This window comes from Rhodococcus sp. I2R (assembly GCF_020889545.1).
Lineage (GTDB): Bacteria > Actinomycetota > Actinomycetes > Mycobacteriales > Mycobacteriaceae > Rhodococcoides.
Genome location: NZ_JAHUTG010000009.1, coordinates 58,838 through 85,073, shown reverse-complemented (window position 1 = coordinate 85,073; position 26,236 = coordinate 58,838). Strand labels below are relative to the sequence as shown.

At 64.4% G+C, this 26,236-nt stretch carries 28 protein-coding genes; 16 read left to right on the top strand and 12 right to left on the bottom strand.

Going from position 1 to position 26,236, the window contains the following annotated elements; translation table 11 throughout:
* Positions 1 to 81: 81 nt before the first annotated feature.
* Positions 82 to 156: a 50S ribosomal protein bL37 gene (locus KVY23_RS25270; protein ID WP_139318187.1), complete on the bottom strand. Its 75-nt coding sequence runs from the start codon at positions 154 to 156 to the stop codon at positions 82 to 84.
* A 108-nt stretch (positions 157 to 264) separates the two neighbouring features.
* Here KVY23_RS25270 and KVY23_RS11430 point away from each other — a divergent pair, with 108 nt between their 5' ends.
* Together KVY23_RS11430 and KVY23_RS11425 are read left to right on the top strand one after the other, a co-directional pair.
* Entirely contained in the window at positions 265 to 480 is a 216-nt protein-coding gene (locus KVY23_RS11430; protein ID WP_075839804.1) for a biotin/lipoyl-binding carrier protein, read from the top strand.
* A 15-nt stretch (positions 481 to 495) separates the two neighbouring features.
* Entirely contained in the window at positions 496 to 1,974 is a 1,479-nt protein-coding gene (locus KVY23_RS11425; RefSeq protein ID WP_230556484.1) for a PAS domain-containing sensor histidine kinase, read from the top strand.
* Positions 1,975 to 2,104: 130 nt separating this feature from the next.
* On the opposite strand, the gene KVY23_RS11420 is transcribed toward KVY23_RS11425, so the two are convergent.
* Together KVY23_RS11420 and KVY23_RS11415 are read right to left on the bottom strand one after the other, a co-directional pair.
* Positions 2,105 to 2,359, bottom strand: coding sequence for a WhiB family transcriptional regulator (locus KVY23_RS11420; RefSeq protein WP_026347946.1), 255 nt, complete (start codon positions 2,357 to 2,359; stop codon positions 2,105 to 2,107).
* Positions 2,360 to 2,653: 294 nt separating this feature from the next.
* Positions 2,654 to 3,616: a diacylglycerol kinase family protein gene (locus tag KVY23_RS11415; protein ID WP_230556483.1), complete on the bottom strand. Its 963-nt coding sequence runs from the start codon at positions 3,614 to 3,616 to the stop codon at positions 2,654 to 2,656.
* Positions 3,617 to 3,725: 109 nt separating this feature from the next.
* Here KVY23_RS11415 and KVY23_RS11410 point away from each other — a divergent pair, with 109 nt between their 5' ends.
* On the top strand, positions 3,726 to 4,154 hold the full coding sequence (locus KVY23_RS11410) for a hypothetical protein (protein ID WP_075839806.1): 429 nt from the start codon (positions 3,726 to 3,728) through the stop codon (positions 4,152 to 4,154).
* On the opposite strand, the gene KVY23_RS11405 is transcribed toward KVY23_RS11410, so the two are convergent.
* Positions 4,151 to 4,792 carry an acid phosphatase gene (locus KVY23_RS11405; RefSeq protein ID WP_230556482.1) on the bottom strand — a complete coding sequence of 214 codons (642 nt, stop codon included), beginning with the start codon at positions 4,790 to 4,792 and terminating at the stop codon, positions 4,151 to 4,153. The two genes, KVY23_RS11410 and KVY23_RS11405, sit on opposite strands and share 4 nt — an antisense overlap.
* 94 nt (positions 4,793 to 4,886) lie before the next feature.
* Between KVY23_RS11405 and KVY23_RS11400 the strand changes: the two genes are divergently transcribed.
* Positions 4,887 to 5,681: a ParA family protein gene (locus KVY23_RS11400; RefSeq protein ID WP_075839807.1), complete on the top strand. Its 795-nt coding sequence runs from the start codon at positions 4,887 to 4,889 to the stop codon at positions 5,679 to 5,681.
* 24 nt (positions 5,682 to 5,705) lie between these two features.
* Here KVY23_RS11400 and KVY23_RS11395 read toward each other — a convergent pair whose 3' ends face one another.
* Positions 5,706 to 6,956 (bottom strand): PQQ-binding-like beta-propeller repeat protein, encoded by a 1,251-nt coding sequence (locus KVY23_RS11395; protein WP_230556481.1) that lies wholly within the window; start codon positions 6,954 to 6,956, stop codon positions 5,706 to 5,708.
* A 9-nt stretch (positions 6,957 to 6,965) separates the two neighbouring features.
* A complete protein-coding gene (locus tag KVY23_RS11390; RefSeq protein ID WP_230556480.1) occupies positions 6,966 to 8,642 on the bottom strand; it encodes a DEAD/DEAH box helicase in 1,677 nt (558 codons plus the stop codon).
* A 342-nt stretch (positions 8,643 to 8,984) separates the two neighbouring features.
* Between KVY23_RS11390 and KVY23_RS11385 the strand changes: the two genes are divergently transcribed.
* Entirely contained in the window at positions 8,985 to 9,698 is a 714-nt protein-coding gene (locus KVY23_RS11385; RefSeq protein WP_075839822.1) for a ferritin-like fold-containing protein, read from the top strand.
* A gap of 131 nt (positions 9,699 to 9,829) precedes the next feature.
* Positions 9,830 to 10,057, top strand: a complete 228-nt coding sequence (locus tag KVY23_RS11380; protein ID WP_230556479.1) for a DUF3107 domain-containing protein — start codon at positions 9,830 to 9,832, stop codon at positions 10,055 to 10,057.
* Between the two features lie 98 nt (positions 10,058 to 10,155).
* On the opposite strand, the gene KVY23_RS11375 is transcribed toward KVY23_RS11380, so the two are convergent.
* Positions 10,156 to 10,809, bottom strand: coding sequence for a TetR/AcrR family transcriptional regulator (locus tag KVY23_RS11375; RefSeq protein ID WP_206511255.1), 654 nt, complete (start codon positions 10,807 to 10,809; stop codon positions 10,156 to 10,158).
* A 106-nt stretch (positions 10,810 to 10,915) separates the two neighbouring features.
* Here KVY23_RS11375 and KVY23_RS11370 point away from each other — a divergent pair, with 106 nt between their 5' ends.
* From KVY23_RS11370 to KVY23_RS11355, 4 genes are read left to right on the top strand one after another with little or no spacing between them, the layout of a single operon-like run.
* Positions 10,916 to 11,068: a hypothetical protein gene (locus tag KVY23_RS11370; RefSeq protein ID WP_230556478.1), complete on the top strand. Its 153-nt coding sequence runs from the start codon at positions 10,916 to 10,918 to the stop codon at positions 11,066 to 11,068.
* Between the two features lie 12 nt (positions 11,069 to 11,080).
* Positions 11,081 to 12,142 (top strand): DUF3152 domain-containing protein, encoded by a 1,062-nt coding sequence (locus KVY23_RS11365; RefSeq protein WP_230556477.1) that lies wholly within the window; start codon positions 11,081 to 11,083, stop codon positions 12,140 to 12,142.
* Between the two features lie 15 nt (positions 12,143 to 12,157).
* Positions 12,158 to 13,333: an adenylyltransferase/sulfurtransferase MoeZ gene (gene moeZ / locus KVY23_RS11360; protein ID WP_230556476.1), complete on the top strand. Its 1,176-nt coding sequence runs from the start codon at positions 12,158 to 12,160 to the stop codon at positions 13,331 to 13,333.
* Between the two features lie 45 nt (positions 13,334 to 13,378).
* A complete protein-coding gene (locus KVY23_RS11355; protein ID WP_230556475.1) occupies positions 13,379 to 14,233 on the top strand; it encodes a TIGR02569 family protein in 855 nt (284 codons plus the stop codon).
* Here KVY23_RS11355 and KVY23_RS11350 read toward each other — a convergent pair.
* A complete protein-coding gene (locus KVY23_RS11350; RefSeq protein ID WP_206511252.1) occupies positions 14,222 to 14,920 on the bottom strand; it encodes a FadR/GntR family transcriptional regulator in 699 nt (232 codons plus the stop codon). The two genes, KVY23_RS11355 and KVY23_RS11350, sit on opposite strands and share 12 nt — an antisense overlap.
* Before the next feature lie 87 nt (positions 14,921 to 15,007).
* Between KVY23_RS11350 and KVY23_RS11345 the strand changes: the two genes are divergently transcribed.
* From KVY23_RS11345 to KVY23_RS11320, 6 genes are all read left to right on the top strand, one after another.
* Positions 15,008 to 16,291, top strand: coding sequence for a CynX/NimT family MFS transporter (locus tag KVY23_RS11345; RefSeq protein WP_230556474.1), 1,284 nt, complete (start codon positions 15,008 to 15,010; stop codon positions 16,289 to 16,291).
* A 243-nt stretch (positions 16,292 to 16,534) separates the two neighbouring features.
* A complete protein-coding gene (locus KVY23_RS11340) occupies positions 16,535 to 17,935 on the top strand; it encodes a NarK/NasA family nitrate transporter (RefSeq protein WP_230556586.1) in 1,401 nt (466 codons plus the stop codon).
* Between the two features lie 51 nt (positions 17,936 to 17,986).
* Positions 17,987 to 20,485 carry a nitrite reductase large subunit NirB gene (nirB, locus tag KVY23_RS11335; RefSeq protein ID WP_294637207.1) on the top strand — a complete coding sequence of 833 codons (2,499 nt, stop codon included), beginning with the start codon at positions 17,987 to 17,989 and terminating at the stop codon, positions 20,483 to 20,485.
* Between the two features lie 114 nt (positions 20,486 to 20,599).
* Entirely contained in the window at positions 20,600 to 20,995 is a 396-nt protein-coding gene (gene nirD, locus KVY23_RS11330; protein ID WP_075840190.1) for a nitrite reductase small subunit NirD, read from the top strand.
* Complete coding sequence (locus KVY23_RS11325) at positions 20,992 to 22,215, top strand: uroporphyrinogen-III synthase (protein WP_230556473.1); 1,224 nt, start codon at positions 20,992 to 20,994, stop codon at positions 22,213 to 22,215. The genes nirD and KVY23_RS11325 overlap by 4 nt, the downstream gene beginning before the upstream one ends.
* Position 22,216: 1 nt before the next feature.
* Positions 22,217 to 22,954 (top strand): sirohydrochlorin chelatase, encoded by a 738-nt coding sequence (locus tag KVY23_RS11320; protein WP_230556472.1) that lies wholly within the window; start codon positions 22,217 to 22,219, stop codon positions 22,952 to 22,954.
* Here the strand turns inward: KVY23_RS11320 and KVY23_RS11315 are convergent.
* The 4 genes from KVY23_RS11315 to KVY23_RS11300 are packed head-to-tail and all read right to left on the bottom strand — an operon-like array spanning position 22,914 to position 26,179.
* Positions 22,914 to 24,662, bottom strand: a complete 1,749-nt coding sequence (locus KVY23_RS11315) for an NTP transferase domain-containing protein (RefSeq protein ID WP_230556471.1) — start codon at positions 24,660 to 24,662, stop codon at positions 22,914 to 22,916. The two genes, KVY23_RS11320 and KVY23_RS11315, sit on opposite strands and share 41 nt — an antisense overlap.
* Positions 24,662 to 25,099 (bottom strand): PaaI family thioesterase, encoded by a 438-nt coding sequence (locus tag KVY23_RS11310; protein ID WP_230556470.1) that lies wholly within the window; start codon positions 25,097 to 25,099, stop codon positions 24,662 to 24,664. Before KVY23_RS11310 ends, KVY23_RS11315 begins: the two co-directional genes overlap by 1 nt.
* 42 nt (positions 25,100 to 25,141) lie before the next feature.
* Positions 25,142 to 25,402, bottom strand: coding sequence for an MGMT family protein (locus KVY23_RS11305; protein ID WP_230556469.1), 261 nt, complete (start codon positions 25,400 to 25,402; stop codon positions 25,142 to 25,144).
* A complete protein-coding gene (locus KVY23_RS11300) occupies positions 25,403 to 26,179 on the bottom strand; it encodes an alpha/beta fold hydrolase (protein WP_230556468.1) in 777 nt (258 codons plus the stop codon).
* Positions 26,180 to 26,236 lie beyond the last annotated feature (57 nt).

Below are 26,236 nucleotides of genomic sequence, written 5' to 3'. Positions count from 1 at the left end.
TCGCTCACGGGCGGGCACTTGCACACGAAAGAGGCCGGGAAGCTCACGCTTCCCGGCCTCTTTCGTGCTTGCGGCAACTCGTCAGGCGTTCGGACGTTTGCCGTGGTTTGCCTTGTTGTTCTTACGACTGCGCTTCTTGCGCCCACGCTTACCCATGATGAGTTCCTCTCTGCGGATTCACTACAGTCTTTCACGTGTGATTGGCTGTACTTCCAGGGGTGGTCGATACCAGCTGCGAATCAGCCCCGATCGAGAGGAACTGCCATGGCCGAGGACGTACGCGCAGAGATGGTGTCCACTGTGTTCCAGATCGTCGTCGACGAAGGTGACACGGTCACGGTCGGTGACACCCTGGTCATCCTCGAGTCCATGAAGATGGAAATCCCGGTGTTGGCGGAGGCCGCCGGCACGGTCAGCAAGATCGACGTCGAAGTCGGCGACGTCATCCAAAAGGGCGATCTCATCGCCGTCGTGTCCTGAGTCTCGGGCCGCGTCGTGTCCACGCTCAGTGACCTGCTCGCCGAGCACACCGATCTACCGGGCGACTCGGTGGACCACCTGCAGCGGGTGGTCGGGGAGTGGCAACTGCTGGCGGATCTGTCATTCGCCGACGTCCTGTTATGGGTTGGCACCGATGATGTCGGCAGCAGCCCTGACGCGAAAGTCCTGTGCGTGGCGCAGTGTCGGCCCACCACGGCACCCACGGCTTTCACCGAGGACATGGTGGGGACGATCGTGTCGGAATTCGAGCATCCGAGCGTCATCGATTCGCTCCTCACCCGTGAAATCGTGCGTGGGGAGGGCGCTACATCGGAGAGTGTCCCGGTCAGGTGCAGCGAGCACGTCATCGCGGTGCTGACCCGAGACACCAACCCGACCCAGCTGAGGCCGCCCAGTGCGCTGGAGATCGCGTACAGGGAATGCGCGGATGATCTGTGCCGAATGATCAGTGAAGGAACGTTCCCGTCGCCGGTCGAGCGAACCGACGTCAATTCGTCCCCCCGCGCCGGTGACGGGTTCATTCGCCTCGATACCGAGGGGCGAGTTGTGTACGCGAGCCCGAACGCGCTCTCTGCCTACCATCGGATGGGCCTGACCACCGAACTGTCGGGGCGCGACCTCGCTGCGGTAACACGTTCCCTGATCACCGATCCGTTCGACTCACAAGAGATCGCCGACCACATCCGCGCGTCGCTCACCGGTAGTGAAGGCCACCGGATGGAGGCGGATGCGCGAGGAGCGACAGTTCTGATCCGGACTCTTTCGCTGCGGCCCTACGGCCGGTCCGTAGGGGCCGTTGTGCTTGTGCGCGATGTAACCGAGGTCAAGCGTCGAGACCGCGCGTTGCTGAGCAAGGACGCAACCATTCGCGAGATCCATCACCGGGTCAAGAACAATCTGCAGACTGTCGCAGCGTTGCTTCGACTTCAATCTCGCCGTTTGGACAACGCAGAAGCTCGAACGGCTTTGTCGGAATCCGTTCGGCGTGTGACGTCGATCGCTCTCGTCCACGAGATGCTCTCGATGTCCGTGGACGAGGAGATCGATCTCGACGAGATCGTGGCACGACTGGTTCCGATCATGCTCGATGTCGCCACCGTGAACCCGCGCGTACAAGTTGTTCGAGAGGGAAAGCTCGGCGTGTTCTCCGCGGAACGCGCCACCCCCTTGGTGATGGTTCTGACCGAGCTGGTGCAGAACGCAATGGAACATGGGTTCGACGGGGGGACAGCGGGGATCGTCCGCATTTCCGCTGTTCGCTCCGCCCGGTGGCTGGATGTGGTCATCGGCGACGACGGGCGCGGATTGCCTACCGGATTCTCGCTGGAGAAGTCAGAGGGACTGGGACTTCAGATCGTGCGCACGCTCGTCTCGGTCGAGTTGGGTGGGTCGCTGGGCCTGCGACCCGCGCCGGGCGGCGGGACCGATGCATCGCTGAGGGTCCCACTGGGACGGCGTGCCCCGCGCCTGTGATCGCGAGATCGGATGCAAAAAACCCGGCTTCTCTTTCGAGTGAGCCGGGTTCTTTGTTTGCTGCACCGAGATCGTTCTCTGTAATGCGGGTGTCGTCAGTGGAGTGCGCTTGCGTGCACACCGACAGGCATCAGACGGAGCTACGAGCCCGCGTCCGTGCGTTGCGACGCTTGAGAGCGCGACGCTCGTCCTCGCTCATGCCGCCCCATACGCCGGCATCCTGGCCGGACTCGAGAGCCCAGGACAAGCACTCGGCAGTGACAGGACACCGCGTGCAGACGACCTTGGCATCGGCGATCTGCGCGAGCGCCGGACCACTGTTTCCCACAGGGAAAAATAGCTCCGGATCTTCATCGCGACAAATAGCCTTGTGGCGCCAGTCCATCCTCTGCTCCTTACCGGGCGCCGAAGCGCCGTTTCGATTTCATCGTCGTTGTTCGTTCTAGATTCCGCTGTCGTTCACTTGTGCGTATGCAATGTTTCCGCACTGTTGCTTGTGAATGCTTTCACGAACTTAGGGGAAGTCAAGAGATAGCCGCGTGACCGTGGTCAAGCTCACTCTGTTAGGCTGCATTCAGCTTCCTCTGCACCTTTGTACTCGCCTGGCGGCGTTCGCGCAGAAGTTTTCCACCGAAACTGCCACGTATCGCCTCGTCGGCGGCCGATTATCGAGCGAATCTCACCGTGGAAGCGGTGTCGGCGCCACCACTTCCAGCGCTGCCGGTGTCGCGAAGAACTCCGCTTCCGTGCGCATCCCGATGAAGTCACCATCCATCTGCAAACCGATGGGTTCGCTGGCGGTGATACGAATTCTTGGGACGTCGTCCACCCGAAAAAGATTGCGAGACTTCAGATTCGATCCGGGCGACAACAGTTTCCGTGACAACATCAGAGTCGGTAGTACCTTCGTTGTCGTCATCGCAAACAAGCCGAGGCCGGTGTCGAACGACGTACCGGGATTCGTCTCGACCGGCCGCTCGTCGAGGTACGTCCACGGACTCGAGTTCGAAACAAAAGCGTAATGAACACCCGCCACCGGATCATGGTCCGGAATCTCGACCGTCAACCTCGGATCGTGACGTTTGTTACGGAAGAATGCGCCGACCGCTGCCCGCACATACCGAGTCGCCGACACCGGCTTTCCCTCCTTGCGGCTCGCGTCGATCGCCTGGCACACCTCAGCGTCCAGTCCAAGACCCGCGTTGAAGGTGAACCACCGGTTGTCGCAGTGACCGAGCCCGATCGTCCGACGCGACCGCGCTGCCAGAAGGTCGATCAACTGATTGGTCGCCGCCACCGGATCCGATTCGATCCCCAGCGACCGCGCGAACACATTGGCACTTCCCCCGGGCACCACAGCCAACGGAGGAATTGCGCCGATGGTCACCGAACGCATCGACTTCGGCAACGGCACACCGAGCAGACCATTGATCACCTCGTTGACGGTGCCGTCACCGCCGTGCACAATGACCAACCCAACGCCATCCTCACGAGCCTCACGGGCAAGCTCCGCAGCGTGGTCCCGGTGCGTCGTATGGGCGACAGTGACACGAACACGGCTCGACAGAGCGTGCGCCAGAAGATCCCGCGCAGCCGGGGTCGTCGACGTCGCATTCGGGTTGACAATCAGCAGCGCGCGCACGGGAGATCAGCCTAACGGGTCGTTCCGCTGGCTCCACTCCTGCCTGTTGGGTCGTTCCGCTGGCTCCACTCCTGCCTGTTGGGTCGGAAACGTGTTCTAGGCTGGCCCGGTGTCGACGCCATCCTTGCCCCAGGTGCCACCCTCGACGTTCAGGGCCGCCGGTGTCCTCGTCGCACTCGAAGGCTTCATCGCCCTCGTCGCGGCCGTCGTCCTGGTAGTGCGAGCGGTAAACGGAGTGCAGGACGCCGTGGCAAACGGCTACGGCACAGCGGGATGGTTCGCGATGATCGGAATCATCGTCGGAGCGGCAGGCATAGCGCTCGTCCTGGGCAAGCGGTGGGCACGCGCCGTCGCCCTCGTCGTGCAACTGCTTCTGCTGCCGGTGGTGTGGGCACTGCTCACCGACTCGCATCAACCCCTCTACGGCGCGCTGCTCGGAATCGGTGTGCTCGCCATCCTCGTGCTGCTGTTCAGTCCACCGTCCTCGCAGTGGATGGCCGCCGAATACGCCCACGACCACGGCGACGACGCGGCCTAGGTGCGTACGTCCTCGGTCCGGTGATCCCTGCCGGTTCGAACCGACGGGTGGATGTTGTGAACGATCAACTGCCGAAACGAATGCTCGAAGCCCAGTACCGAATACGCCGCGGGTGACATCGCGAAACGCTTCCCCTCGGTGACCGGGAGCTCCAGCCAGCGCGTCAACAGCACTCTCGAGAAATGCCCGTGTCCCACGAGCACCACGTCCCTGTCCGCGAGCGCCGCGAGGGCTACCTCGAGAACCAAGTCGGCTCGAGCGGATGTCTCGTTCGCAGTCTCGCCGCCCGGGCACGGGTAGGTCCACACCGTCCACTGCGGCACCGTTTGGCGAATCTCAGGAGTCGTCAGACCTTCGTAGTCGCCGTAGTCCCACTCCGAGAGCGCATCCCACTCACGATCGACCGTCAAGCCGGCCAGCTCAGCCGTTCTCCTCGCACGTGCACGAGGGCTGCTGACAACGAGAGGCGTCCGAAGATCCAACTCGCCGATCAATTCTCCCGCAGCCACCGCCTGCTCCTCGCCGATGTTCGTGAGCGGTACATCCGTCTTCCCTGTGTGGCGGCCGGTTCTCGCCCAGTCGGTCTGGCCGTGGCGCAGAAGCACGATGCGTCCGGAGGGAATGTCGATTGCGGTCATGCTGGACATGATGCCGTGTCGAGTCTCATAGTCCGACTCGCCCACAACTGTCGGTCCCTGGCTCTGCGAGCAGATGTAGGCAAGGATCTAGCCTGTGACGACAGTACTAGCGGTTGCCAACCAGAAGGGCGGCGTCGCAAAGACCACCACGGTGGCGTCTCTTGCGGCCGCGTTGCATGCGCTCGGACAACGAGTCCTCGTGGTGGACCTCGACCCGCAAGGGTGTCTGACCTTCTCGCTGGGGCACAACCCGGACAAACTCGACTCCTCGGTGCACGAGGTGCTCACCGGGGACGCCGACGCTGCCGACGTTCTCATCGAGACGGCCGAGGGCATCATGCTGCTGCCTTCCACCATCGATCTCGCCGGGGCGGAAGCGCTGCTACTGATGCGTGCCGGGCGCGAGTACGCACTCAAGAGAGCGTTGGCCCCGATCGTCGACGACTTCGACGTGGTCATCATCGACTGCCCGCCTTCCCTCGGTGTTCTGACGCTGAACGGCCTGACCGCGGCGCAATCGGTGTTGGTTCCGCTTCAGTGCGAGACGTTGGCTCATCGGGGGGTCGGTCAGCTGCTGCGGACCGTGTCCGAGGTCCAGCAGATCACCAACCCGGACCTCACACTGCTAGGGGCATTGCCGACGTTGTTCGACGCACGGACCACGCATAGTCGCGACGTGCTCGGTGACGTATCCGATCGCTACGATCTTCCGGTTCTGGCGCCGCCGATCCCGCGTACCGTGCGCTTCGCGGAAGCATCGGCATCCGGGTCCACCGTCCTGACCGGACGAAAGAACAAGGGCGCGATCGCATATCGCGAACTTTCCGAGAACTTGTTGGCCCACTGGCAGAAGGGTTCGCCGCTCGCGACCTACTCGCCCGCCGACTGACGCTGCGCTCGATCGCCAGACGGCTCAGCGGTCGGCGGTGAGCGCGACCAGTTCGTCGCCGCGTTGCTCGACGACGATATCGCCGATCACGGCCGTGGAGACCGGCCCAGAGTAATCGCCACGATCGAATGCAATGGTTTGCTCGATCGAACCGGTCTCGGCCTCGACTACGGCAATGCCACCCGGTACCGGAATCAACAATCGTCCAGCCATGAGCGCCCCCGGTCCGAGTGCCCCCGGCATCATCCACCGAGGGGACAGATCGCCCAGCGCCAGAGCAACCGTTCCCGCTCCGGTCCACCAACTGAAGACACTCGCCGCGTCGATCACGGCAGGGGACTGGTCGAACTCGGAACCGTCCGTGAGCTCCTCGGGTAGGTCGAATTCCATCACGGGCGCGGAAACGCCATCGAACAGAGCCACTGCTGCCGGAGCGTCATCATGTTCGGGTATGGCGACAGCCACGCGGTCACCCACTGTGGCCAGGACAGCCGCACCGGCTATCGGTCCGTCTGCGCCGGTCAGCGCGGTCACGATAGTCGAGCCGAACTCCTCCGGTTCCCGCGGATCCTCGGGTGCGGGATGGAGCGTGGTCAGCCTGGCCGCAGCGTCCCCGGGACAACTTTCGAGAACGGCAAGGCGAGAGCTGTTCGATGCCGAGGAAAGCAGGGTGCATCCGGATCTGGGTTGGCCATCCGGATTGACCGGTGCATCGACTCTGCCGTATTCGAGGGTGCGGACCAGATCGGAGCGCCACACCTCCAGCCTCGTGTCACCTCTCGAGGTGACGTAGGTCCCATCTTCGCTGAGCTCGATCGCGGCGTCCGCGTCGGAGGTGCGCTGCTTCTCGCGGGCACCGGTTGATCCATTCAGTTCGGTGACCTGAGCACATCCCCGCTCGTCTCGGTACACCGCGACGGCAGAGTCCCAGGCGCCGACGATGTCGCACAGCGATCTGTCTCGGCTGTACTCCCAGGCCCGCGAACCGGTCGCCGGATCGAAACCGGCCACACTGCCGCCGTCGGCCGCGACCACAGCGCCGCCGGCCACCACGGGCGTCGATGTGGCCGGACTGTGAGCCCGCCACAGTTCCGATAACGACGCAGGCACAGTCGAAGCCGCCTGTGCCGGAGGCAGAGGAGTCTGAGCTGTCACCGACGTCGTGCCGCGCGCATCGCTTCCGAGCCAGATCAGCCCGAGGACGAGTGACGCGACCGTCACGATGATCGCCGCGACGACCAAGTCGGATCGTCGACGACGTTCGGGTACCAGCACGAACGAAGACTACTCGGCTGCGCTCGTGCTGGACGACGCCGATGCCGAGGAGCGCCGACGTCTACGTCGGCGCCGCGGTGCACCGTCCTCGGAACGGTCCTCGCTGGCGTCGGCCTCGGAAGACCCGGCCGACCTGGGCTCGGTATCGGAGCGATCGGCTGCGACGTCCGAGGACCCACCGGTCGATTCGGCAGCCGCCGACTGTCCCGCGCGGGTACGCCGACGAGAACGTGCCCGGCGAGGCTTCGATGGGCGCTCGCCCGCGGTCTCCGCATCGGCAGACGGCGCGCCTGCCGTCAGATCGGTCGGTGCGGGCTCCGCTGCGTCGGCGCGGGAATTCGCCGACCGCGGTGCCGGAGCCTTTTTCACCGAACCGGCTACATCGGTCGGTATGTCGAGTTCCTCGAACAGGTGCGGCGAGCTCGAATACGTCTCCACCGGGTCCGGGATGCCTAGGTTGAGAGCCTTGTCGATGAGCTGCCAGCGAGGGATATCGTCCCAGTCGACGAGCGTCACTGCGATTCCGGTTCGACCGGCGCGACCGGTCCGCCCGATGCGGTGCACGAAGGTCTTCTCGTCCTCCGGGCACTGGTAGTTGATGACGTGAGTGACGTCGTCGATGTCGATACCGCGGGCAGCGACGTCGGTTGCGACGAGAACATCGATCCCACCGGTGCGGAACTTCTCGAGCGCCTTCTCGCGCTGAATCTGCCCGAGGTCACCGTGCACTGCGCCGACGGCGAAACCCCGCTCGAGGAGCTCGTCCGCGACTTTCTGGGCGGTGCGTTTGGTCCGAGTGAAGATCATCGTTGCGCCGCGACCGTTGGCCTGGAGCACCTTCGAGACCATTTCGACTTTGTCGAGGGCGTGCGCACGATAGATGTGCTGCGCGGTGCGGTCGTGCACAGCCGAGGACTCGGCCTCTTCGGCTCGAATGTGCGTGGGCTGCGTGAGGAACGTGCGGGCCAGAGTGATGATGGGGCCAGGCATCGTCGCCGAGAAGAGCATGGTCTGCCGCCTGTCGGGCACCATGCCGAGAATTCGCTCGATATCGGGCAGGAACCCCAGGTCGAGCATTTCGTCGGCCTCGTCGAGGACGAGCACGCCGACCTTGCCCAGGATGAGATGACCCTGCTTTGCCAGGTCCAGCAGGCGACCTGGAGTGCCCACTACGACGTCGACGCCCTTCTGCAACGCGCTGATCTGGCTTTCGTACGGCCGCCCACCATAGATCGAGAGAATCTCGACGGGGCCGTTCTTCGACTTCAAGTGCTTCGCCGCGTTCGACAGATCGGAGCTGACCTGAACGCACAGTTCCCGAGTAGGAACAATGATCAGTGCGCGCGGCGTGCCGTCCAGCGGGGTGGTGCCGGAGTCCGGGGTGGTGATGCGATGAAGGAGCGGGACACCGAAGCCGAAGGTCTTTCCCATGCCGGTACGTGCCTGACCGATGAGATCGTCGCCGGCGAGCGCCAGCGGAAGGGTCAGCTCCTGGATCGCGAACGTCCGCTCGATGCCGATATCGGTCAGCGAACGGACGATGTCCTCGCGGACGCCGAGCTCGGCGAATGTCGGAGGAACGTGGGTGTCGTCGAGTTGGGCGGACAACGTGGTGTCGCCGGTCTCGGATTCTTGGTCTATAACGATTTTGCTCAGTGTTCTGGCCTTCCTCGTGGTCACACGCACGCACAAGGAAGGGCACAGGCCTATTGCCGGCCGAAGTCGATGCCCTCGATCCGATGTGATGTCGCGTCGAGCCTCAGCCGTGTCGGAGGAACTTGTGCAGAACTCGACGGGCGAAGCAGTCGTAGCGACCCGAATCAGGTGCGCACACATTGCGGGACCCTCGCGTGGAAATCGTGCATGTTATCGGCACGGGGCGAGGATCCGCCACCATGATAGCTCGCGGAGCACTCAAACCACCCATCGAGGCGGGACGTGCTGGTCGAGTGGGCCGGGTCGGAGGTCGAAGCCGCGTGTGTACGCGGGCCGCGCGGGGAGCGGCGGCGCACGACTACGATCGACCGCATGGGAGCCCACTCGCCTGAATCGATCACCGACGAAGCATCTCCGGCCGACACCGCTGCGGAGGTGCGGATAGCGTTCGATCACCCGGGGGTCTCGGAGCTGTACGCCGTGCTCGCCTACGGAGAGATCTCGGCTTTCTACCGACTCGCAGAGGACGCTCGGATGGCTCCGTCCATGCGGGGCCGCGTCGCTTTGGCCAGCATGGCTGCAGCCGAGATGAGCCATTTCGAATCCTTGGTAGAGGCGCTGTCCGACCGCGGTGTCGAGGTGTACGCGGCGATGGATCCGTTCGTGCGCGCGCTCGATGACTATCACGCGTCGACGAACCCCTCGACCTGGCTCGAGGTCCTTGTCAAGGCCCACGTGGGCGACGGACTCGCTGCCGACTTCTACCGCGAGATCGCGCACACGTTGGACCCCGCGGTCGCGTCGACCGTGCGCGAGGTGCTGGCCGAAACCGGGCATTCCGAGTTCGTCGTCCACGAGGTGCTCACCCGTGTGCAGGCGAGCTCCCAGGACAAGGCGCGGTTGATGCTGTGGGGTCGGCGGCTGCTCGGTGAGGCGATCACGCAGGCGCAGTACGTTCTGGCCCAGAGGGAGAGCCTGACCGACCTGGTCATCACTGCGTCCGGCGATCTGAACGGGGTAGCCGCACTGTTCGACCGGATGCAGGAGCAGCACGCCGAGCGCATGCGTGTCCTCGGTCTCGTCTGAATCGCGGGCCGGTGGTCTGCACCCGGCGAGAGTGTTCGCTGACAGCACAGCGGCGGGATGAGCCTCCCGACCCCGGACTGCACTAGCCTGGGCGGAGCAGCTGAAGTTGTCTATGAGTTCGGAGGTTGGCCGTGGAGGTCAAGATCGGTGTGTCGGAAAGCTCGCGCGAGCTCGTGGTGAACAGCGACCAGTCGCCGTCCGAGGTCGAGGCGCTCGTCGCCGACGCTCTCGCTGGCAAGAAGGATGTGCTCGCACTCGTCGACGACAAGGGACGCAAATACCTCGTGCAGTCGGCGAAGGTGGCATACGTCGAGATCAGCCCCGCTGACGCTCGCAAGGTCGGTTTCGCACCCAGCTAGAGGCGAGGCCGGCGGTCAGGTGCTGCTGGCCACCGACACGAAAAAGTCCGCGTATCGCATTCGATACGCGGACTTTTTCGTGACACGTGGTGCGCCTGTCAGGGCGCCTGGAGGGGGACGTGAGACAGGCCGCCCCAGGCCAACGACACGGTCGTGTCGACGGCGTCTTCCTTCGAGATGGGCCGGTCCGCCTCGAGCCAATACCGGGCGGTGAACTGGCTGGCGCCGACCAGACCGACTGCCAGCACTCGCGCCCGGTAGGGATCCAGGCCGGAATCGTGAGCGACGAGGTCGAACACGGCGTCCACGCACGCTTCGGTTGCCTGCTCGACGCGCGCGTTCACCTGGGGATCGCCCATGAGGTCCGACTCGAATACGAGACGGAATCCCTGAGTGTCGGTGTCGACGAAGTCGTAGAACGCGAGCACCGCCGCTCGGACGCGCTTGCGGTTGTCGGTCGTGGACCGGAGTGCTTGCCGTACGCCGGCGATCAAGGTGTCGACATAACTCTGCAGAACCGCGAGGTAGAGCTCGAGCTTCCCGGGGAAGTGCTGGTACAGAACCGGCTTGCTGACGCCGGCGCATTCGGCTATCTCGTCCATCCCCGACGCGTGATAGCCGCGGGTCACGAAGACCTCGCTGGCCGCGGCGAGCAGTTGCGCCCGCCTGGCATCGCGGGGCAGCCGCGCACTTCGACGGCCTGCAGGGGAGGTCGGACGATCCGAAGACATCCGATCCGCGAGTTCTGTCATTGTGGTTGTTCCCATCCGCATCGTCACTGCACCCGTGTTGGACGCCCCCACCTCTTGTCAGGTGGGCGATTTCCGTAGCGCAGATCAAAACGCAACGATACCCGCCATGGCCCGAGCGGTTGGGATGGCGGTGGGCTCGGTCGCGGTGAGCAGGGCCGGCACGCCGACCGACCTGTCGGTTTTTCCCGTTGTCACCGACGGGACGTTGTTGGAACAGACAAACATCGGCGCGGCGATCGGCGTACGTGTTCGTCTGTGAGATTCTGGCGGGGTGACTGACCGAGGCGGGCCGCAGCGCGGCGGACGGGCGTGGGCAGATGCCGACGTCGACGACGCTCGGCACGGGGGACGAGGCTCGCACCAGCCCCTGCGAGCGCAGTGGGATCCGACGGCTCGCAACGAGCCGCACCGGCCTCGCAACACTCGGCCGGATCGGCGGGCCAAGAAGCAGTCGAAACTGGGGAAGTTCGCCTCGGTGTACGGGTGGCGCGCGTACGCGATTCCAGTTCTGCTCGTGGTGACCACTCTCGTGGTGTTCGATGCGGTCAAGACCGGAGATCCGATGACCACCGCGACCTCCGGAAACGGCCAGCCCGCCGATCCAGGATTCGGTGCCCTCAGCTCCGACACCACCGATACCACGGGCGTCATCGGTGTCCCGCCTGCAGCCGACGGGAACTTCGCAGAGTCCATACCGTCGGGTCAACTGCCGGACGGCGGTCCGTTCGCCGTCGAAGGTGCAGGGACGTGGCACATCGTTCCCGGCTTCACCGAGCAAGTAGGTCAGGGTACCGAGCGAGTCTTCTCGTACACGGTCGAAGTGGAGGACGGCGTCGACACTGCCGGATTCGGCGGCGACGAGTCGTTCGCGCGGTTGGTCGATCAGACGCTGAGCAATCCGAAGAGCTGGACCAACGACCCGCGCTTCGCATTTCGGCGGATCGATCAGGGTGAGCCGGATTTTCGGATATCGCTGACGTCCCAGTTGAGCATTCGCCCTGCCTGCGGATACGACATTCAGCTCGAGGTGTCGTGCTACAACCCCGGAATCGGCAGAGTTGTACTGAACGAGCCACGATGGGTCCGCGGAGCGATCGCGTTCCAGGGTGACATCGGCTCGTACCGGCAGTATCAGATCAATCACGAGGTGGGTCATGCGATCGGCTACCAGCAACACCAGCCGTGCGAAACCGAGGGCGGACTCGCGCCGGTGATGATGCAGCAGACATTCGGCACCGCCAACGACGACATCGCGCGACTCGACCCGGAGGGTGTGGTGCCGATGGACGGGAAGACGTGCCGATTCAATCCGTGGCCGCACCCGCGGGGCTGAGGAGTGGAGGAGTAAATGACGCTGTTGCCCCCCCTGGTCGAACCGTCGGTCGAGCTGACCTTCGACGATGTCGCGCGCTATAGCCGGCACCTGATCATTCCCGATGTCGGAACGATCGGACAACGCCGGTTGCGTTCGGCTCGGGTGCTCGTGATCGGCGCGGGCGGTCTCGGATCCCCGGCGCTGCTGTACCTGGCTGCGGCGGGCGTCGGCACGTTGGGGATCGTCGAGTTCGACGAGGTGGAGCTGTCGAATCTGCAGCGGCAGGTCATCCACGGACAATCGGATGTGGGCCGATCGAAGGCTGCGAGTGCGCGGGATTCGATCAGAGAGATCAACGATGGCGTCGAGGTCAGGCTCCACGAGTACCGGTTGGACTCGGCCAATGCAGTGCAGTTGTTCGAGCAATACGACCTGATTCTGGACGGCACCGACAACTTCGCCACTCGCTACCTCGTCAACGACGCCGCGATCCTGGCCGGCAAGCCCTACGTGTGGGGCTCGATCTATCGGTTCGAGGGTCAGGTGTCGGTCTTCTGGGAGAACGCACCCGGTGGGCGTGGTCTGAACTACCGTGATCTGTACCCGGAGCCACCACCCCCGGGAATGGTGCCCTCCTGCGCCGAAGGCGGCGTACTCGGTGTGCTGTGTGCTTCCGTCGGTTCGGTCATGGTGACCGAGGCGATCAAGTTGATTACCGGCATCGGAGAAACGTTGCTCGGCCGGCTCATGATCTACGACGCGTTGGCCATGTCGTACCGGACCATTCGGGTCCAACGTGACCCCGCTCGTGTACCCGTCACCGAGTTGATCGACTACGACGAGTTCTGCGGCGTCGTCAGCGAGGATGCCGCAGCTGCAGCCGCCGATTCCGCGATCACGCCGACTGAGCTCGCGGACTTGATGAAAGGGTCGGACGAACTCGCACTGATCGACGTGCGTGAACCTGTCGAATGGGACATCGTCCACATAGAGGGTGCAAGGCTGGTTCCAAAGGGGAAAATCCTGTCGGGTGAGGCCTTGTCTTCGCTGCCGCAGAGCGGTCGTCTCGTGCTGTACTGCAAAACCGGCATTCGTTCGGCGGAAGCGCTCGCGGCGGTGAAGCGTGCCGGTTTTGCCGACGCCGTACATCTACGGGGCGGGATAGCCGCATGGGCGAGACAGGTGGATCCGTCGTTACCGGTTTACTAGCGCGCCTGCCGTCCGCACCGTCTGTGCGGCGGTAGCGTGCAGAGAGTGAGCTCAGTGGAACCCCCTCAACACGTGATTTCCACGTTCGGGCTGCGCGACGTACCCCCGATTCCGCTCGGCGCGGATTGGGACGGTGGGTGGCGGCTCGGCGACGTCGTCCTCTCGCCCGTCGCCGACCATGCGCGCGCCGCGTGGTCGGCCAAGGTGCGCGAGAATCTGGCCGTAGATGGTGTGCGGTTGGCACGGCCGGTGCGCTCGACCGACGGGCGCTACGTGGTCAGCAGTTGGCGGGCGGATACCTTCATCGTCGGTTCACCGGAACCCCGTCACGATGAGGTGGTCTCGCTGTCCGTCCGGCTGCATACCGCCACCGCTCAGTTGGACAAGCCAAGATTCTTGGTAGGTCCGCCCGTCGCTCCCTGGACGGACGCAGACGTCTTCGTCGCTGCGGATCGGTCGGCGTGGGAGGCGACGCCGCTGCGCGCGGCTCGGGCGGCCGGGGCGCCTGAGGTGAGTTCGAGTGACGGGAAGCAGAGCCTCGAACTGATCAAGCAGTTGTCCAGCCTGCGTAAACCGGTTCAGTCGCCCGACCAGCTCGTGCACGGGGACCTTTTCGGCACGGTCTTGTTCGACGGTAATGCAGCGCCTGGGATCACCGACATCGCACCGTATTGGCGTCCGGCTTCGTGGGCTGCGGCAGTGAGTGTCGTCGACGCGATCTCGTGGGGCGGTGCCGACGACGCACTCATCGGGCGGTGGGAGGATCTCCCCGAATGGCCGCAGATGTTGCTTCGTGCGCTGGTTTTCCGCTTCGCCGTACACGCATTGCATCCCCGATCGACGCCGGAGGCGTTTCCGGGATTGGCGCGCACCGCCGACCTCGTGCGGCTATTGCTCTGAAGGTGTCTGCGTCGGTCCGCCGGAGCAGATGTCATGTCCGAGTTCGTCGAAGAACGTCAGCGCGGCGGCGCGGGCCTTGTCGGCATCGCCGCTGACGATGGCGTCGACGAGGGCCACGTGCTCGTCGACGTAATCGTGTCCGTGCAGGGTCACGTGATGGTGCATGGTCTGCTCGATTATCGGCAGCAGTGAATCGTAGAACTCCAAATAGATGGCGTTGTGGCTCGCCGCGACGATGGCTCGGTGAAATCGCGCGTCGACGGACACCGCAGTGTCTACGCTGTCGCTCGCCCAGGACTTGTTGCGGTCGCCCAGGGCCTCGGTGAGCGCGCGAATGTCTTCGGCATCGCGCCGTTCGGCAGCCAATGTGGCGGCGGTGACCTCGAGGGTGCGGCGAAGCTCGGTCACATCGCGATCCTGCGCGTCGGCGAAGTACTTGCCGAGCGTGCCACCCAGGTCCGAGGCGGCCATCACGAATGTTCCCGAACCCTGCCTGCGTTCGACCATTCCAGCGTGTACGAGCGCTTGCACCGCTTCGCGGACGGTGTTTCGACCGGTTCCGGTCAGTTCGCACAGTTCGGCTTCGGTCGGGATGCGCGCACCCACCGGCCATTGCTTCGTGACGATCTGCTCGCGTAACTGCGCCGTGACCTGCGCGATGAGGCTGGAGCGTTGAACCTGCTGCACGTGTGAATCTCCCCGGGTGTCCGTGTGGCGTGTCGCGTCCACTTTACTGCTTTGCGTCAGGTGATCCGGTCATCCTATGATTTGCCGGTGAGTACCATTGCCGCAACGGAGACCGAGGATCGCGCCGATTCGCGCCGCGTGCTGCGGGGGCGCGCTCTCGTATTCGCTGCAATAGTCCTTTCGGCGTTGACGCTGCGGGCTGCGGTGACCTCGATCAGCCCGTTGTTCGGTCGAATCGGCGCCGACCTGCAGTTCGGGTCCACTGTGGTTGGTTTGGTCGGGATGCTGCCACCGGCAATGTTCGCCGTGTCCGGTCTGTTGACGCCGATACTCGCGAAGCGGACCGGGCTCGAACTCGCGGCGTTGATCGCCATGTCACTGACGACGGTGGGCATGGCGTCGCGCGCCTTCGCACCCGACACGGCGAGTTTGCTCCTGCTGTCCGCGGTGGCGCTGGTCGGGATGGGTATCGGCAACGTCGTCATCCCACCCTTGGTGAAGCGATACTTCTCGGAACGACTCGCTGTGGTCAGCACGATATATATCTGCGCGATGCAGATCAGCACGATGGTGCCGCCTCTGCTCGCGGTACCCGTCGCCGATGTGTACGGATGGCGTGTGTCGATCGGTGTGTGGGCCCTGGTCGCGCTGGCCGCAGCAGTGCCGTGGCTCGGCGTGGTGCTGGTGCACCGGCACGAAACGAAGCGGACGAGGGCTCTCGCCGTGACCGGCCTCGACATCGGCAGCGCAGACCGGGCCGGTGACACTGCGGTTGCCGCTGCCGCACCCGAAGGGCAAATCTTCCGCTCGTCGCTCGCCTGGGGAATGGCCGGGATGTTCGCGATGACGTCATTCATTACGTACGCGATGCTGACATGGCTGCCGACCATCCTCACCGATGCTGGGATCGGTGAGGCTCGCGCCGGTGCCTCCGTCGCAGCATTCGGTGCGATGGGCCTGATCTCTTCCCTGGTCGCACCCAGCCTGTGTGCGCGTCTGAACAATCCTTACGGCCTCGTCCTCGGTGCTGCAGTGTTCTACCTCGGCGGCTTCTCCGGCCTTCACTTTTCGCCGACCGAGGGCACCGCCTTCTGGGTGTGCCTCATCGGTCTCGGTACCTTGACCTTCCCGATGTCGTTGACACTGATCAACCTGCGTACTCGCACACCCGTCGGATCCTCGAGGTTGTCGGGCTTCACCCAGGGACTCGGTTACGTGGTCTCGGCCACCGGACCGCTGTCGTTCGGTCTGGTGCACTCGTTGTCGGGAGGCTGGGCCGTTCCCATGCTGATGCTGACCGGATGTGTTGCCGTGTTGCTCGTCGCGGGGTACTTCTGCTGCAAGCCGAGGATGCTCGAAGACACCTGGTGAGGACCTCACATCCCGCGCAGCGATCTCGAGAATTGCCTCACTCGCTGCGTTCGGGTGAGGTGAGACCAAGTTAATCAGCAGGTCATCGCAGGCAGCGCCTGCGCAACATGGCTTTTCTATCTTTGGGTCTCCCACGTGATCAGGAGGCCCAACGTGACAAGTAGCCCCGAGGCTCCATCAACCGATACGTCCTCGACTCAACGCCCGAAGCCGGGAACCGTCCCCGTTTCGGTCAACCACCACATCCGCCATTGGGATTCCGAGGACATCGACGCCTGGGAAGCCGGCGGGAAGCACATCGCCAAGCGCAACCTGATCTGGTCCGTCATCGCGGAGCATGTCGGATTCTCCATCTGGTCCATTTGGTCGGTGATGGTGCTGTTCATGCCCCTCTCCGTGTACGGCATCGATGCAGCGGGCAAGTTCTTCCTCGTCGCGGTACCGACCCTGGTAGGCGCGATACTGCGAATCCCGTACACGTTCGCCACCGCCAAGTTCGGCGGTCGCAACTGGACGATCTTCAGCGCATTGGTTCTGCTCGTTCCCACGGTGCTGACCATGTACTTCATGCTCAATCCCGCTTCGTACACGACCTACATCATCATCGCCGCCTTTGCCGGGCTCGGTGGTGGAAACTTCGCCTCGTCGATGACCAACATCAACGCCTTCTACCCCCAGCGTGAGAAGGGTTGGGCTCTGGGGCTCAACGCAGGTGGCGGAAACATCGGTGTGCCGGTCATCCAGCTCATCGGTCTGCTCGTCATCGCTACTGTCGGCAACACTGCACCCGAAATCGTCTGCGCCATATACCTCGTCCTCATCGCCGCCGCCGCTGTCGGTGCTGCGTTGTACATGGACAATCTCGACAACCAGAAGACCAACGGGCGCTCGATGATCGACGTCATGAAGTTCGCGGACTCGTGGTGGATCGCATTCCTCTACATCGGCACATTCGGATCGTTCATCGGCTTCAGCTTTGCATTCGGGCAGGTACTGCAGATCAACTTCCTGGCCGGATTGACCGACGGTGCACCTGCAACCCCAGCTCAGCAGGCGCAGGCATCGCTGAGCGCCGCTCAAATCGCCTTCATCGGACCACTGCTCGGCTCCATCTCTCGTCCCTACGGCGGCAAGCTCGCCGACAAGATCGGCGGCGGCAAGATCACGCTCTACACGTTCGTGGCGATGGTGTTCTCCACGGGGCTGCTCGTCGTGGCCGGTACTTGGCACGACAACACGGCAGGCGCGGCAACCGGAACGATGATGGTTCTCTTCGTCGTGGGCTTCATCCTGCTTTTCCTGCTCTCGGGAATCGGTAACGGCTCGGTTTACAAGATGATCCCGGCGATCTTCGCAGCGAAGTCGGTCGAGCTGAAGGGCATGACGGTCGACGAACAGCAGCACTGGTCTCGTCGGATGTCGGGCGCACTCATCGGAATCGCTGGTGCCGTCGGTGCACTGGGTGGAGTAGGGATCAATCTCGTTCTCCGCGCTTCGTATTCGGGTGAAGCGAAGTCGGCCACGACTGCATTCTGGGTCTTCCTGATCTTCTACGTGGTGTGCTGCTTCCTCACCTGGGCGGTCTACCTCCGCAAGCAAAGCGGCGCAGATTCGAACGCCGCTCCGGCCGGCCGCTCGGTCTGATACGACCGCTCGCGAAACATCTCGACCAAAGTACTTCGGAAAGGACCCCACGTGAAGAACGCGGTGGTAATAGGACACGGCATGGTCGGACACCGGTTCGTCGAGGCGTTGCGCGCACGTGACGACTCTGGTGACTGGAAAGTCACGGTGCTCTGCGAGGAAGCACTACCGGCGTACGACCGCGTGGGGTTGTCCTCATACGTGGGCGCCTGGGATCACAAGGAACTCGCGCTCGCAGGCAACGACTACCCCGGTGACACGGTGGTCGACATGCGCCTCGGAGTTCGCGCGGACAGTGTCGATCGCACCGCGAGGACGGTGACGACCTCCACCGGCGAGATCGTCGATTACGACGCTCTGGTGTTCGCCACCGGTTCCTACCCATTCGTACCGCCGATCACCGGTCACGATCTCGACGGGTGTTTCGTCTACCGGACGCTCGATGACCTCGACCGGATCAGGGCGCGTGCCGAGGCGGCGGGACCGGGTGCAGTCGGAGTCGTAGTAGGGGGCGGGCTACTCGGTCTCGAAGCGGCGAACGCGCTGAAGAAGCTGGGCATGACACCGCATGTCGTCGAATTCGCGCCCCGGCTCATGCCGTTGCAGGTCGACGAGGGCGGCGGAGCTCTGCTGGCCCGCCTGGTCACCGAACTCGGTCTCGACGTCCACGTCGGAGTGGGCACCTCGTCGATCACCGAGAAGCCCGACGGCGCCGGACTGACCGTCGAACTGTCGGACGGCAGCGTCATCGATGCCGCGTTGCTGGTGTTCTCCGCCGGTGTTCGTCCGCAGGATCAGCTGGCCCGAGATTGTGGTCTCGAGGTCGGCGAGCGCGGTGGAGTCATGGTCGATACCGGTTGTCGTACAGCCGATCCCGCCGTCTACGCCATCGGTGAATGTGCTGCCGTGGAGGGGCGCTGCTACGGATTGGTCGCTCCCGGCTACTCCACGGCCGAGGTCGTCGCGGATCGCCTGCTGGGCGGCGCCGCGGAGTTCCCCGGAGCGGACATGTCCACCAAGCTCAAGCTCATGGGAGTCGATGTCGCCAGCTTCGGCGACGCGATGGCCGCGACACCGGGTGCGCTCGAGGTGGTCTTCAGCGACGCGCCCAAGGGCACTTACTCCAAACTGGTCGTATCCGACGATGCAAAGACGCTCCTCGGCGGCATTCTCGTGGGCGACGCGAGTGCGTACTCTCTCCTGCGACCATTGGTCGGGCGTGAGCTGCCGGGGGATCCGGGTTCGTTGATCTCGCCGGCAGCCGAACAGGTCGGCATGGGAGCTTTGCCCGACGAGGCAGAGATCTGCTCGTGCAACGGAGTCACCAAGGGTGCGATCTGCGGGGCCATCGCCGATGGTGCCGGCGACGTCGCTGCCGTGAAGAGTTGCACGTCGGCGGGCACGACCTGTGGTGGTTGCCTACCGTCGATCAAGCAACTTCTCGCAGCGTCCGGTGTCGTGATGTCGAAGGCTCTGTGTGAGCACTTCGGTCAGTCGCGCGCCGAGCTGTACGAGATCGTGCGGGCCACGAATACGCGCACGTTCTCTTCGCTCATTGCCAAGTACGGCACGGGAACCGGCTGTGACATCTGCAAGCCTGTGGTGGCCTCGATCCTGGCGTCGACTTCCTCGGACCACATTCTCGACGGTGAGCAGGCCTCGCTGCAGGACACCAACGACCACTTCTTGGCGAACATCCAGAAGAACGGCACGTATTCGGTGGTGCCGCGTATGCCTGGCGGCGAATGCACACCCGAGCAGCTCATCGTGATCGGTGAGGTTGCGCGCGATTTCGGTCTGTACACCAAGGTGACGGGAGGCCAACGGATCGACATGTTCGGCGCACGCGTCGAGCAGCTGCCGGCGATCTGGAAGCGCTTGGTCGATGCCGGTATGGAGTCTGGTCAGGCCTACGGAAAATCCCTGCGGACGGTGAAAAGCTGTGTGGGATCGAGTTGGTGCCGGTACGGCGTTCAGGACTCGGTAGGTATGGCCGTCGATCTCGAGAACCGATACCGGGGATTGCGTTCGCCGCACAAGATCAAATTCGGTGTCTCCGGGTGCGCTCGCGAATGTGCCGAGGCTCGCGGCAAGGATGTCGGGGTCATCGCCACCGAGGGCGGCTGGAACCTGTACGTGGCAGGCAATGGCGGCCAATCGCCCAAGCACGCGCAGCTGCTGGCTTCGAACCTCGATGATGCGACCCTGGTCAGCTACATAGACAGGTACCTGATGTTCTACGTCCGCACCGCCGACCGGTTGCAGCGCACCGCGCCGTGGCTCGACTCTCTCGACGGCGGTCTCGAGCATCTCAAGGCGGTGGTCTGTGAAGACAGCCTGGGTATCGGTGCGGAGCTGGAAGCGGACATGGCCCGCCACGTCGCGGGGTATCGGGACGAGTGGGCGGGCGTGCTCGAGGACGAGGAGAAGCTGGGGCGGTTCGTCTCGTTCGTCAACGCACCGGAGGAACCGGACCCGACGGTTGCGTTCGACGAAAGCGGGGCCCGCAAGGTGCCCGTCCTCATGGGAATGCCGACGTTCGGCGGCTAGTCGAGCTGAGCCGATCACGACTATCGCGACTATCGAGACATGTGCACACCCGGGTAATCGCTATTTAACGACGAAGAAACATCGGCAACGTGCAATAGCACAAGGAGGTACGTGATGACTGTCATCGATTCTGGAACCAACACCGATTCTCGAACCAACACGGTTCCTCGAACCGCTGAGGGGTGGACCGCTGCATGTGCCCTGGATGCCTTGGTTCCGGGTAGAGGTGTCGCTGTTCTGCTTCGTGGCGGCACACAGGTTGCGCTGTTTCTACTGGCCGATGGTGGGCTGCGTGCGGTCGGCAACATCGATCCGTTCGGACGCGCCGCGGTCATGTCGCGTGGTTTGGTCGGGGACCGTGCTGGCGAGCCTACGGTAGCGTCGCCGCTGCTCAAGCAGGTGTTCTCGCTGGTCGACGGTCGATGCTTGGACGATGACACAGTAGGGCTCGGCTCGTTCGAAACGTCCGTCGTCGATGGCGTGATCTTCGTGCGCGGCCAATCGACATGATCTTGGAAGCCGGAGCGGAGCCGCTCGCTGGGTTCGCTGTCGGGATCACGGCGTCGCGCAGGGCTGAGGAGTTGGCGACGCTACTGGTTCGGCGCGGCGCGTCGGTGATGCACGCCCCTGCGATTCGAATCATTCCGCTCGCCGACGATGCCGAGTTGGAGCGCGTGACGTCGAGCATCATCGACAATCCTCCTGAGATCACGGTTGCAACAACGGGAATTGGCTTCCGCGGTTGGATGGAGGCAGCTGAGGGGTGGGGTCGCGCCGAGAGTCTCGGCCGCGCGTTGGCCACGTCCCGCTTGCTTGCGCGTGGGCCCAAGGCGAAGGGTGCCATTCGTGCCGCCGATCTGCGCGAGGAGTGGAGTCCGGTGTCGGAGTCCTCTGCGGAGGTCCTCGAACACCTGCTGCGCGAGGGCGTGAAGGGAACCCGTATCGCTGTGCAATTGCACGGGGCGACAACGGAGTGGGAGCCGATGCCCGACTTCTGTGAGGCGCTGCGCGACGCCGGAGCTGACGTCGTTCCGGTTCCCGTGTACCGGTGGACGGCGCCGGACGACAGTAGTCCGATGGACCGCATGATCGAGGCGGTGGTTCTCGGGGATCTCGACGCTGTCAGTTTCACCAGCGCGCCTGCCGTGGCTTCGCTGCTCATGCGGGCCGACGAGAACGGTGTGCTCGAGCCGCTCCTTCATTCGATGCGTACCCGTGTGCTGCCCGTGTGCGTCGGTCCCGTTACGGCGGCGCCGTTGGAACAGATGAAAGTGTGTACCACGCAACCGGATCGGGCCCGGCTCGGTGCTCTTGCGCGCCACATCGCCGAGGAGCTGCCGCGGCGATCGATGCCGGTGGACGCCGGGGGACACGCACTCAGTGTCCGCAGCCGATGCGTCGTCGTCGATGGTGAGGTACGGCCGGTATCGCCAGCAGGGATGGCCTTGATCAAGACTCTGGCCTATAGGCCGGGGCGCGTGGTGTCGAGGGATGAGCTCCTCGCCGCGCTGCCCGGTGGCGGTGATGACACGCACGCAGTGGAGACCGCTATGACTCGACTTCGATCCTCGCTCGGCGCGCCCAAAATCGTTCAGACGGTCGTCAAGCGCGGCTACCGGCTGGCCATGGAGCCCGATGCGCCGATTTCGGAACCGACCGGGGTTGCGGATCCGTTCGGTGTGGAGACCTACTCGAAGGTGCCTACCGTTGTCTCGGAAGGAAAGTACTGAAATGTCCGTCGATGGCACGACCGCAGATCCAGTCCTTGTCCTCGTTGCGCACGGCACGCGCAATGCCCGTGGTGTTCAGATGGTGGCCGACATGGCCGAGGTACTGGCTCGGCAAGTGGGCACCACCCGTGTTGCCTTCGTGGATGTCCTGGGCCCGTCGCCGTCGGAGGTGCTCCGGGAACTGTCCGAACCTGCTGTCGTCGTACCCGCGTTTCTCGCGTCCGGCTACCACGTCCACACCGACGTCCCGCGTGAAATCGCCGAGAGCAACCATGGAAACGTGGTGGTGACAAGGGCGCTGGGGCCGGATCCCGTGCTCGCCGAGGTGATGTTTGCCCGGCTTCGCGACGCGGGGTGGCAACCGGGTGAGGCAGTAGTGCTCGCCGCTGCCGGCTCGTCCGATCGCAGGGCGCTTCTGGAACACCGCCGAGCTGCGTCCATGCTCGCCGACCGCACGCAGGCGCCAGTGCGCATCGGTTACGTCGCCACTGCCACCCCGACGGTCGCCGAGGCGGTTTCGACGCTGCGGGCCAGCGGCCACACGAGGGTATTCGTGGCGTCGTATCTGCTGGCGCGCGGGCTTTTTCACAATCGCCTCGCCGATGCGGGAGCCGACGGCGTTGCCGATCCTCTCGGTGTTCATCCGGCGATCATCGACCTCGTCGCTGATCGATACCTGGAGGGCAGCCGGCAGTTGGCTACGGTAGGAAGATCAGTTCTACCGGCATATCGGATGTGACGTCCGGAGGCACCACGGCCAACGCTTCGTGGAATGCGATCTGCAGCAGATGCGCGGTCCGCAGGTGCGATTCGGCCAGCCACACCATGCCCTGACTGGTGACCGGAACGATCCGTGTGACCGATGAACGCACGGCGTCAGCGTTGGACACGCGGCCGAGATGGCTCGGCGCCCGGTGGCGGACGGTCAGGGCGTCGGCGATCGCGGCGCCCGTCGTCATCGTGGTGATGATGGCGGCCAGGGGGTTGCCCGGCAGTCCCAGAACGACGACCCCGGACGGAAGCACCGCGGCGATTTGCGACCCACCGGGACGGACAGCAACTCGATCGATCAGGACATGCGCATCCGCTGAGATCAGCGCGGTCCGCAGTCGGTCAGCGGCGCCGCCGCCCGTCGCCCCGATGACGATCAGCATGTCCGCATCACCCGGGTCGATCAGTGCGTCGTCGAAAGCGCTCGGTGAATCCTCGAGGTGTGCGGACCCGACTACGTCGATGCCGCAGGCGCGGAGGTAAGCGGGAATGACGGGACCGATCGTGTCCCTGGTCTGCCCAGGGTGAAGGGGGCCGTTGACACGAATCTCACTGCCACTCGACAGAATTCGCGCACGAACGGGCCCGCGAACGGTCAACTCGGTTACCTCCGCGCTCAGTGCGACGGACATCACTGCCTCGGAGACCACTGTGCCCGCCGGAACGAGCAGCGCTCCCACGTGCCAGTCTTCCCCCACTCGTCGGCGATCGTCCCGCGCGGGTGCGCCCTTCCGTAATGTCAGTTCGCCGTCGAAATGCTCGACGAACTCATCACGCACCACAGCCGTCGCCCCGACGGGTACCGCGGCGCCGGTGGCGATCCGGACGGCTTCACCCGCGAGCAGAGCGGGAAGATCGGATGTGCCGGCATAGGCCACATCCGCGCGCAGCGTCCACGGCGCTTCGCCGGACACGGCGTAACCGTCCATCGCCGAAATGTCCACTTGTGGAAGCGCTGCGGCAGCGGAAAGTGGTTGCGCGAGAACGCAACCCACTGCATCGTTGACCGCTATGGGTCGGGGTGGCAGCGGGGCCAGGCCGCTGTCGAGGACGGCGCGGACTCGATCGAAGTCGATTGCGGCAGTTCGCGGGTTCTCCGCAGCCGCTCGCAGCCGCGCCCGCCGGAGATCCTCGACGGTGTCGCAGTCGCCGACGCCGTCGACCCTGATTTCACCGTGATCGGTGGGGACCAACACCCGCAGGGGGGCGTTGTGGACGGTATCGAGTCCAGTGACGGCCTCGACAAGGGTTCGGCGTTGCCACGCGCCGAGCAGATACTGTGTCCGGCCGGCCTCGTCGACGACGAACGCGGCGGACTGCTGTGCTGCGGCACGTACAAGCTTTGCAACAGTGGAGGTCCCGACGAAGGGGACATCGGCAGCGAGCACGAGAACGACGTCCCCGACGTCCGGACCGAGAGCAGCCAGACCGGCGGCTATGGCAGCGACCGGACCTCCGCCCGCTGGGTCCTCGCGCACCTGTTTCACGTACGTCTCGAGCTCGGCGCGGTGCGGCCCGACCACCACGATGTGTCGACAGCTCGACGCGGCATCGATCGCGCGCTGAACCAGGCTAACTCCACCGACCGTGAGGCCGGGCTTGTCCAATCCACCCATTCTGCGCGCGGTTCCGCCGGCAAGGATCACAGCGTCGACGGTTACAGCGTCGTCGGTCATCACCGCGGCGGCAGTGGTACGTTCTGCAACCGCACCTGACCACGCGCGATGGTCTTGCCGCTGTCGGAGGCCGTGATAGTCACCAGCCACAGTTGCTGGACGCGGCCCTGTTGCAGTGGCTCGGCAACGACGTCGACTCGTCCACCTTTGCTCGCTCGAAGAAAATCGGTTCCGTTGTGCACGCCGACCGCGAATTCCCCTCGGTCTTTGACTGCTTCGCTGGCGCCGATGCTCGCCGCGGTCTCGACCGCCGTCGTGTAGACACCGCCGTGCACGACGCCCCACGGGGTGAAGTGGTCGGGGCCCAACTCGATGTGACCGACGACGCGGACACCGGAAACGTCGTCGACGACGAGACCGGCCGAGGCGACGAACGGGCTCGCTTTCGACAGGGCATACGGTGCCGTCGCACGCGGATCGAACTGTCCCAGGTCCATACCCGGAACCCTAGTAGGTGGCCGTGGGCGGGTACGGCCAGGTCACGAAAAGGTGAACCGAACGAGGCGCAGATCGACGCGACCGTCGCGGACGGTCACGCCCTCCTCTCGAAGCTTGGCGAGCTGCCGTTCCGCGAGGTGCGGAGCGGGCTTCCCGCTCGCGGAGAGCACCCGATGCCAGGGAAGATCCGCGGAGTCCATGCGCATGATCGCGCCGACCGTTCGGGGGCTGGACAGCTCGGCAGGTACCGACGCGACCAGCGACCGCACCCTCTCGATCTGGACTTCGGTGATCGCCGCCATCTACAGAAGCTCACGCACCAGCGCTGCGACATCGGCGGGCTTGGCTTGCGGGACCATGTGATCGCAGTCCAGCTCGACGACAGTGAGACTCGAACCGAGTTGCTCTCGCAGCGCGGTCTTGAACTTCTCGCTCACGTACGGCGGCTGAACCCTCTCCGCCTGCACGACGACGGTGGGCGTGTCGGCCGGAGGTACCACGATCGGACGCGCCAGCTCACCCCACGATGCGACGATCGCGGCCGTGGACATACGCCACCGGACCCGGCCGTTGTCCGCGGCGACGAGATGGGCGTCGACTTCGCGGTCGAGCAGTTCCGGCGGGACATCGGCCCAGGCCCCGTTGACCTTCTCGGATTTCGCTTCGGCGGCATCGGTGTAATCCGGGTACTTCGCAGTCAGTTCCGCGACCTCGAGCAGATCGGCCGGATCGAGTCCGATTGCGGGGTCGAGCAGTACGAGTGCGCGCACGAGTTCAGGTCTTCGCTGGGCGAGATGCACTGCGATGGCGCCCCCGTAGGAATGTCCGACGACGAGGACCGGTCCGCGGGCATGGGCGTCGAGCAGTGCGGCCAGGCCATCGACCTGAGCAGTGATGTCCCACGGAGGTGTCCACGGCGAACGGCCGTGACCGATCAGATCGGGCGCGTATATGCGCGCCTCGGGTAGATGGTTGTCCGCCAGGTCGGCCCAGCGGGCTCCGTGACCGGTCATTCCGTGAACCGCGAGAATCTCGGGGCCGTCGGCAGGCCCGTACGTGTGAAAATTCAGATCTGGCACGACGTTCACTATGCCGTACCCGGGTGGACGCGTCGCGCTGCCGTCCAGACTGTCTTG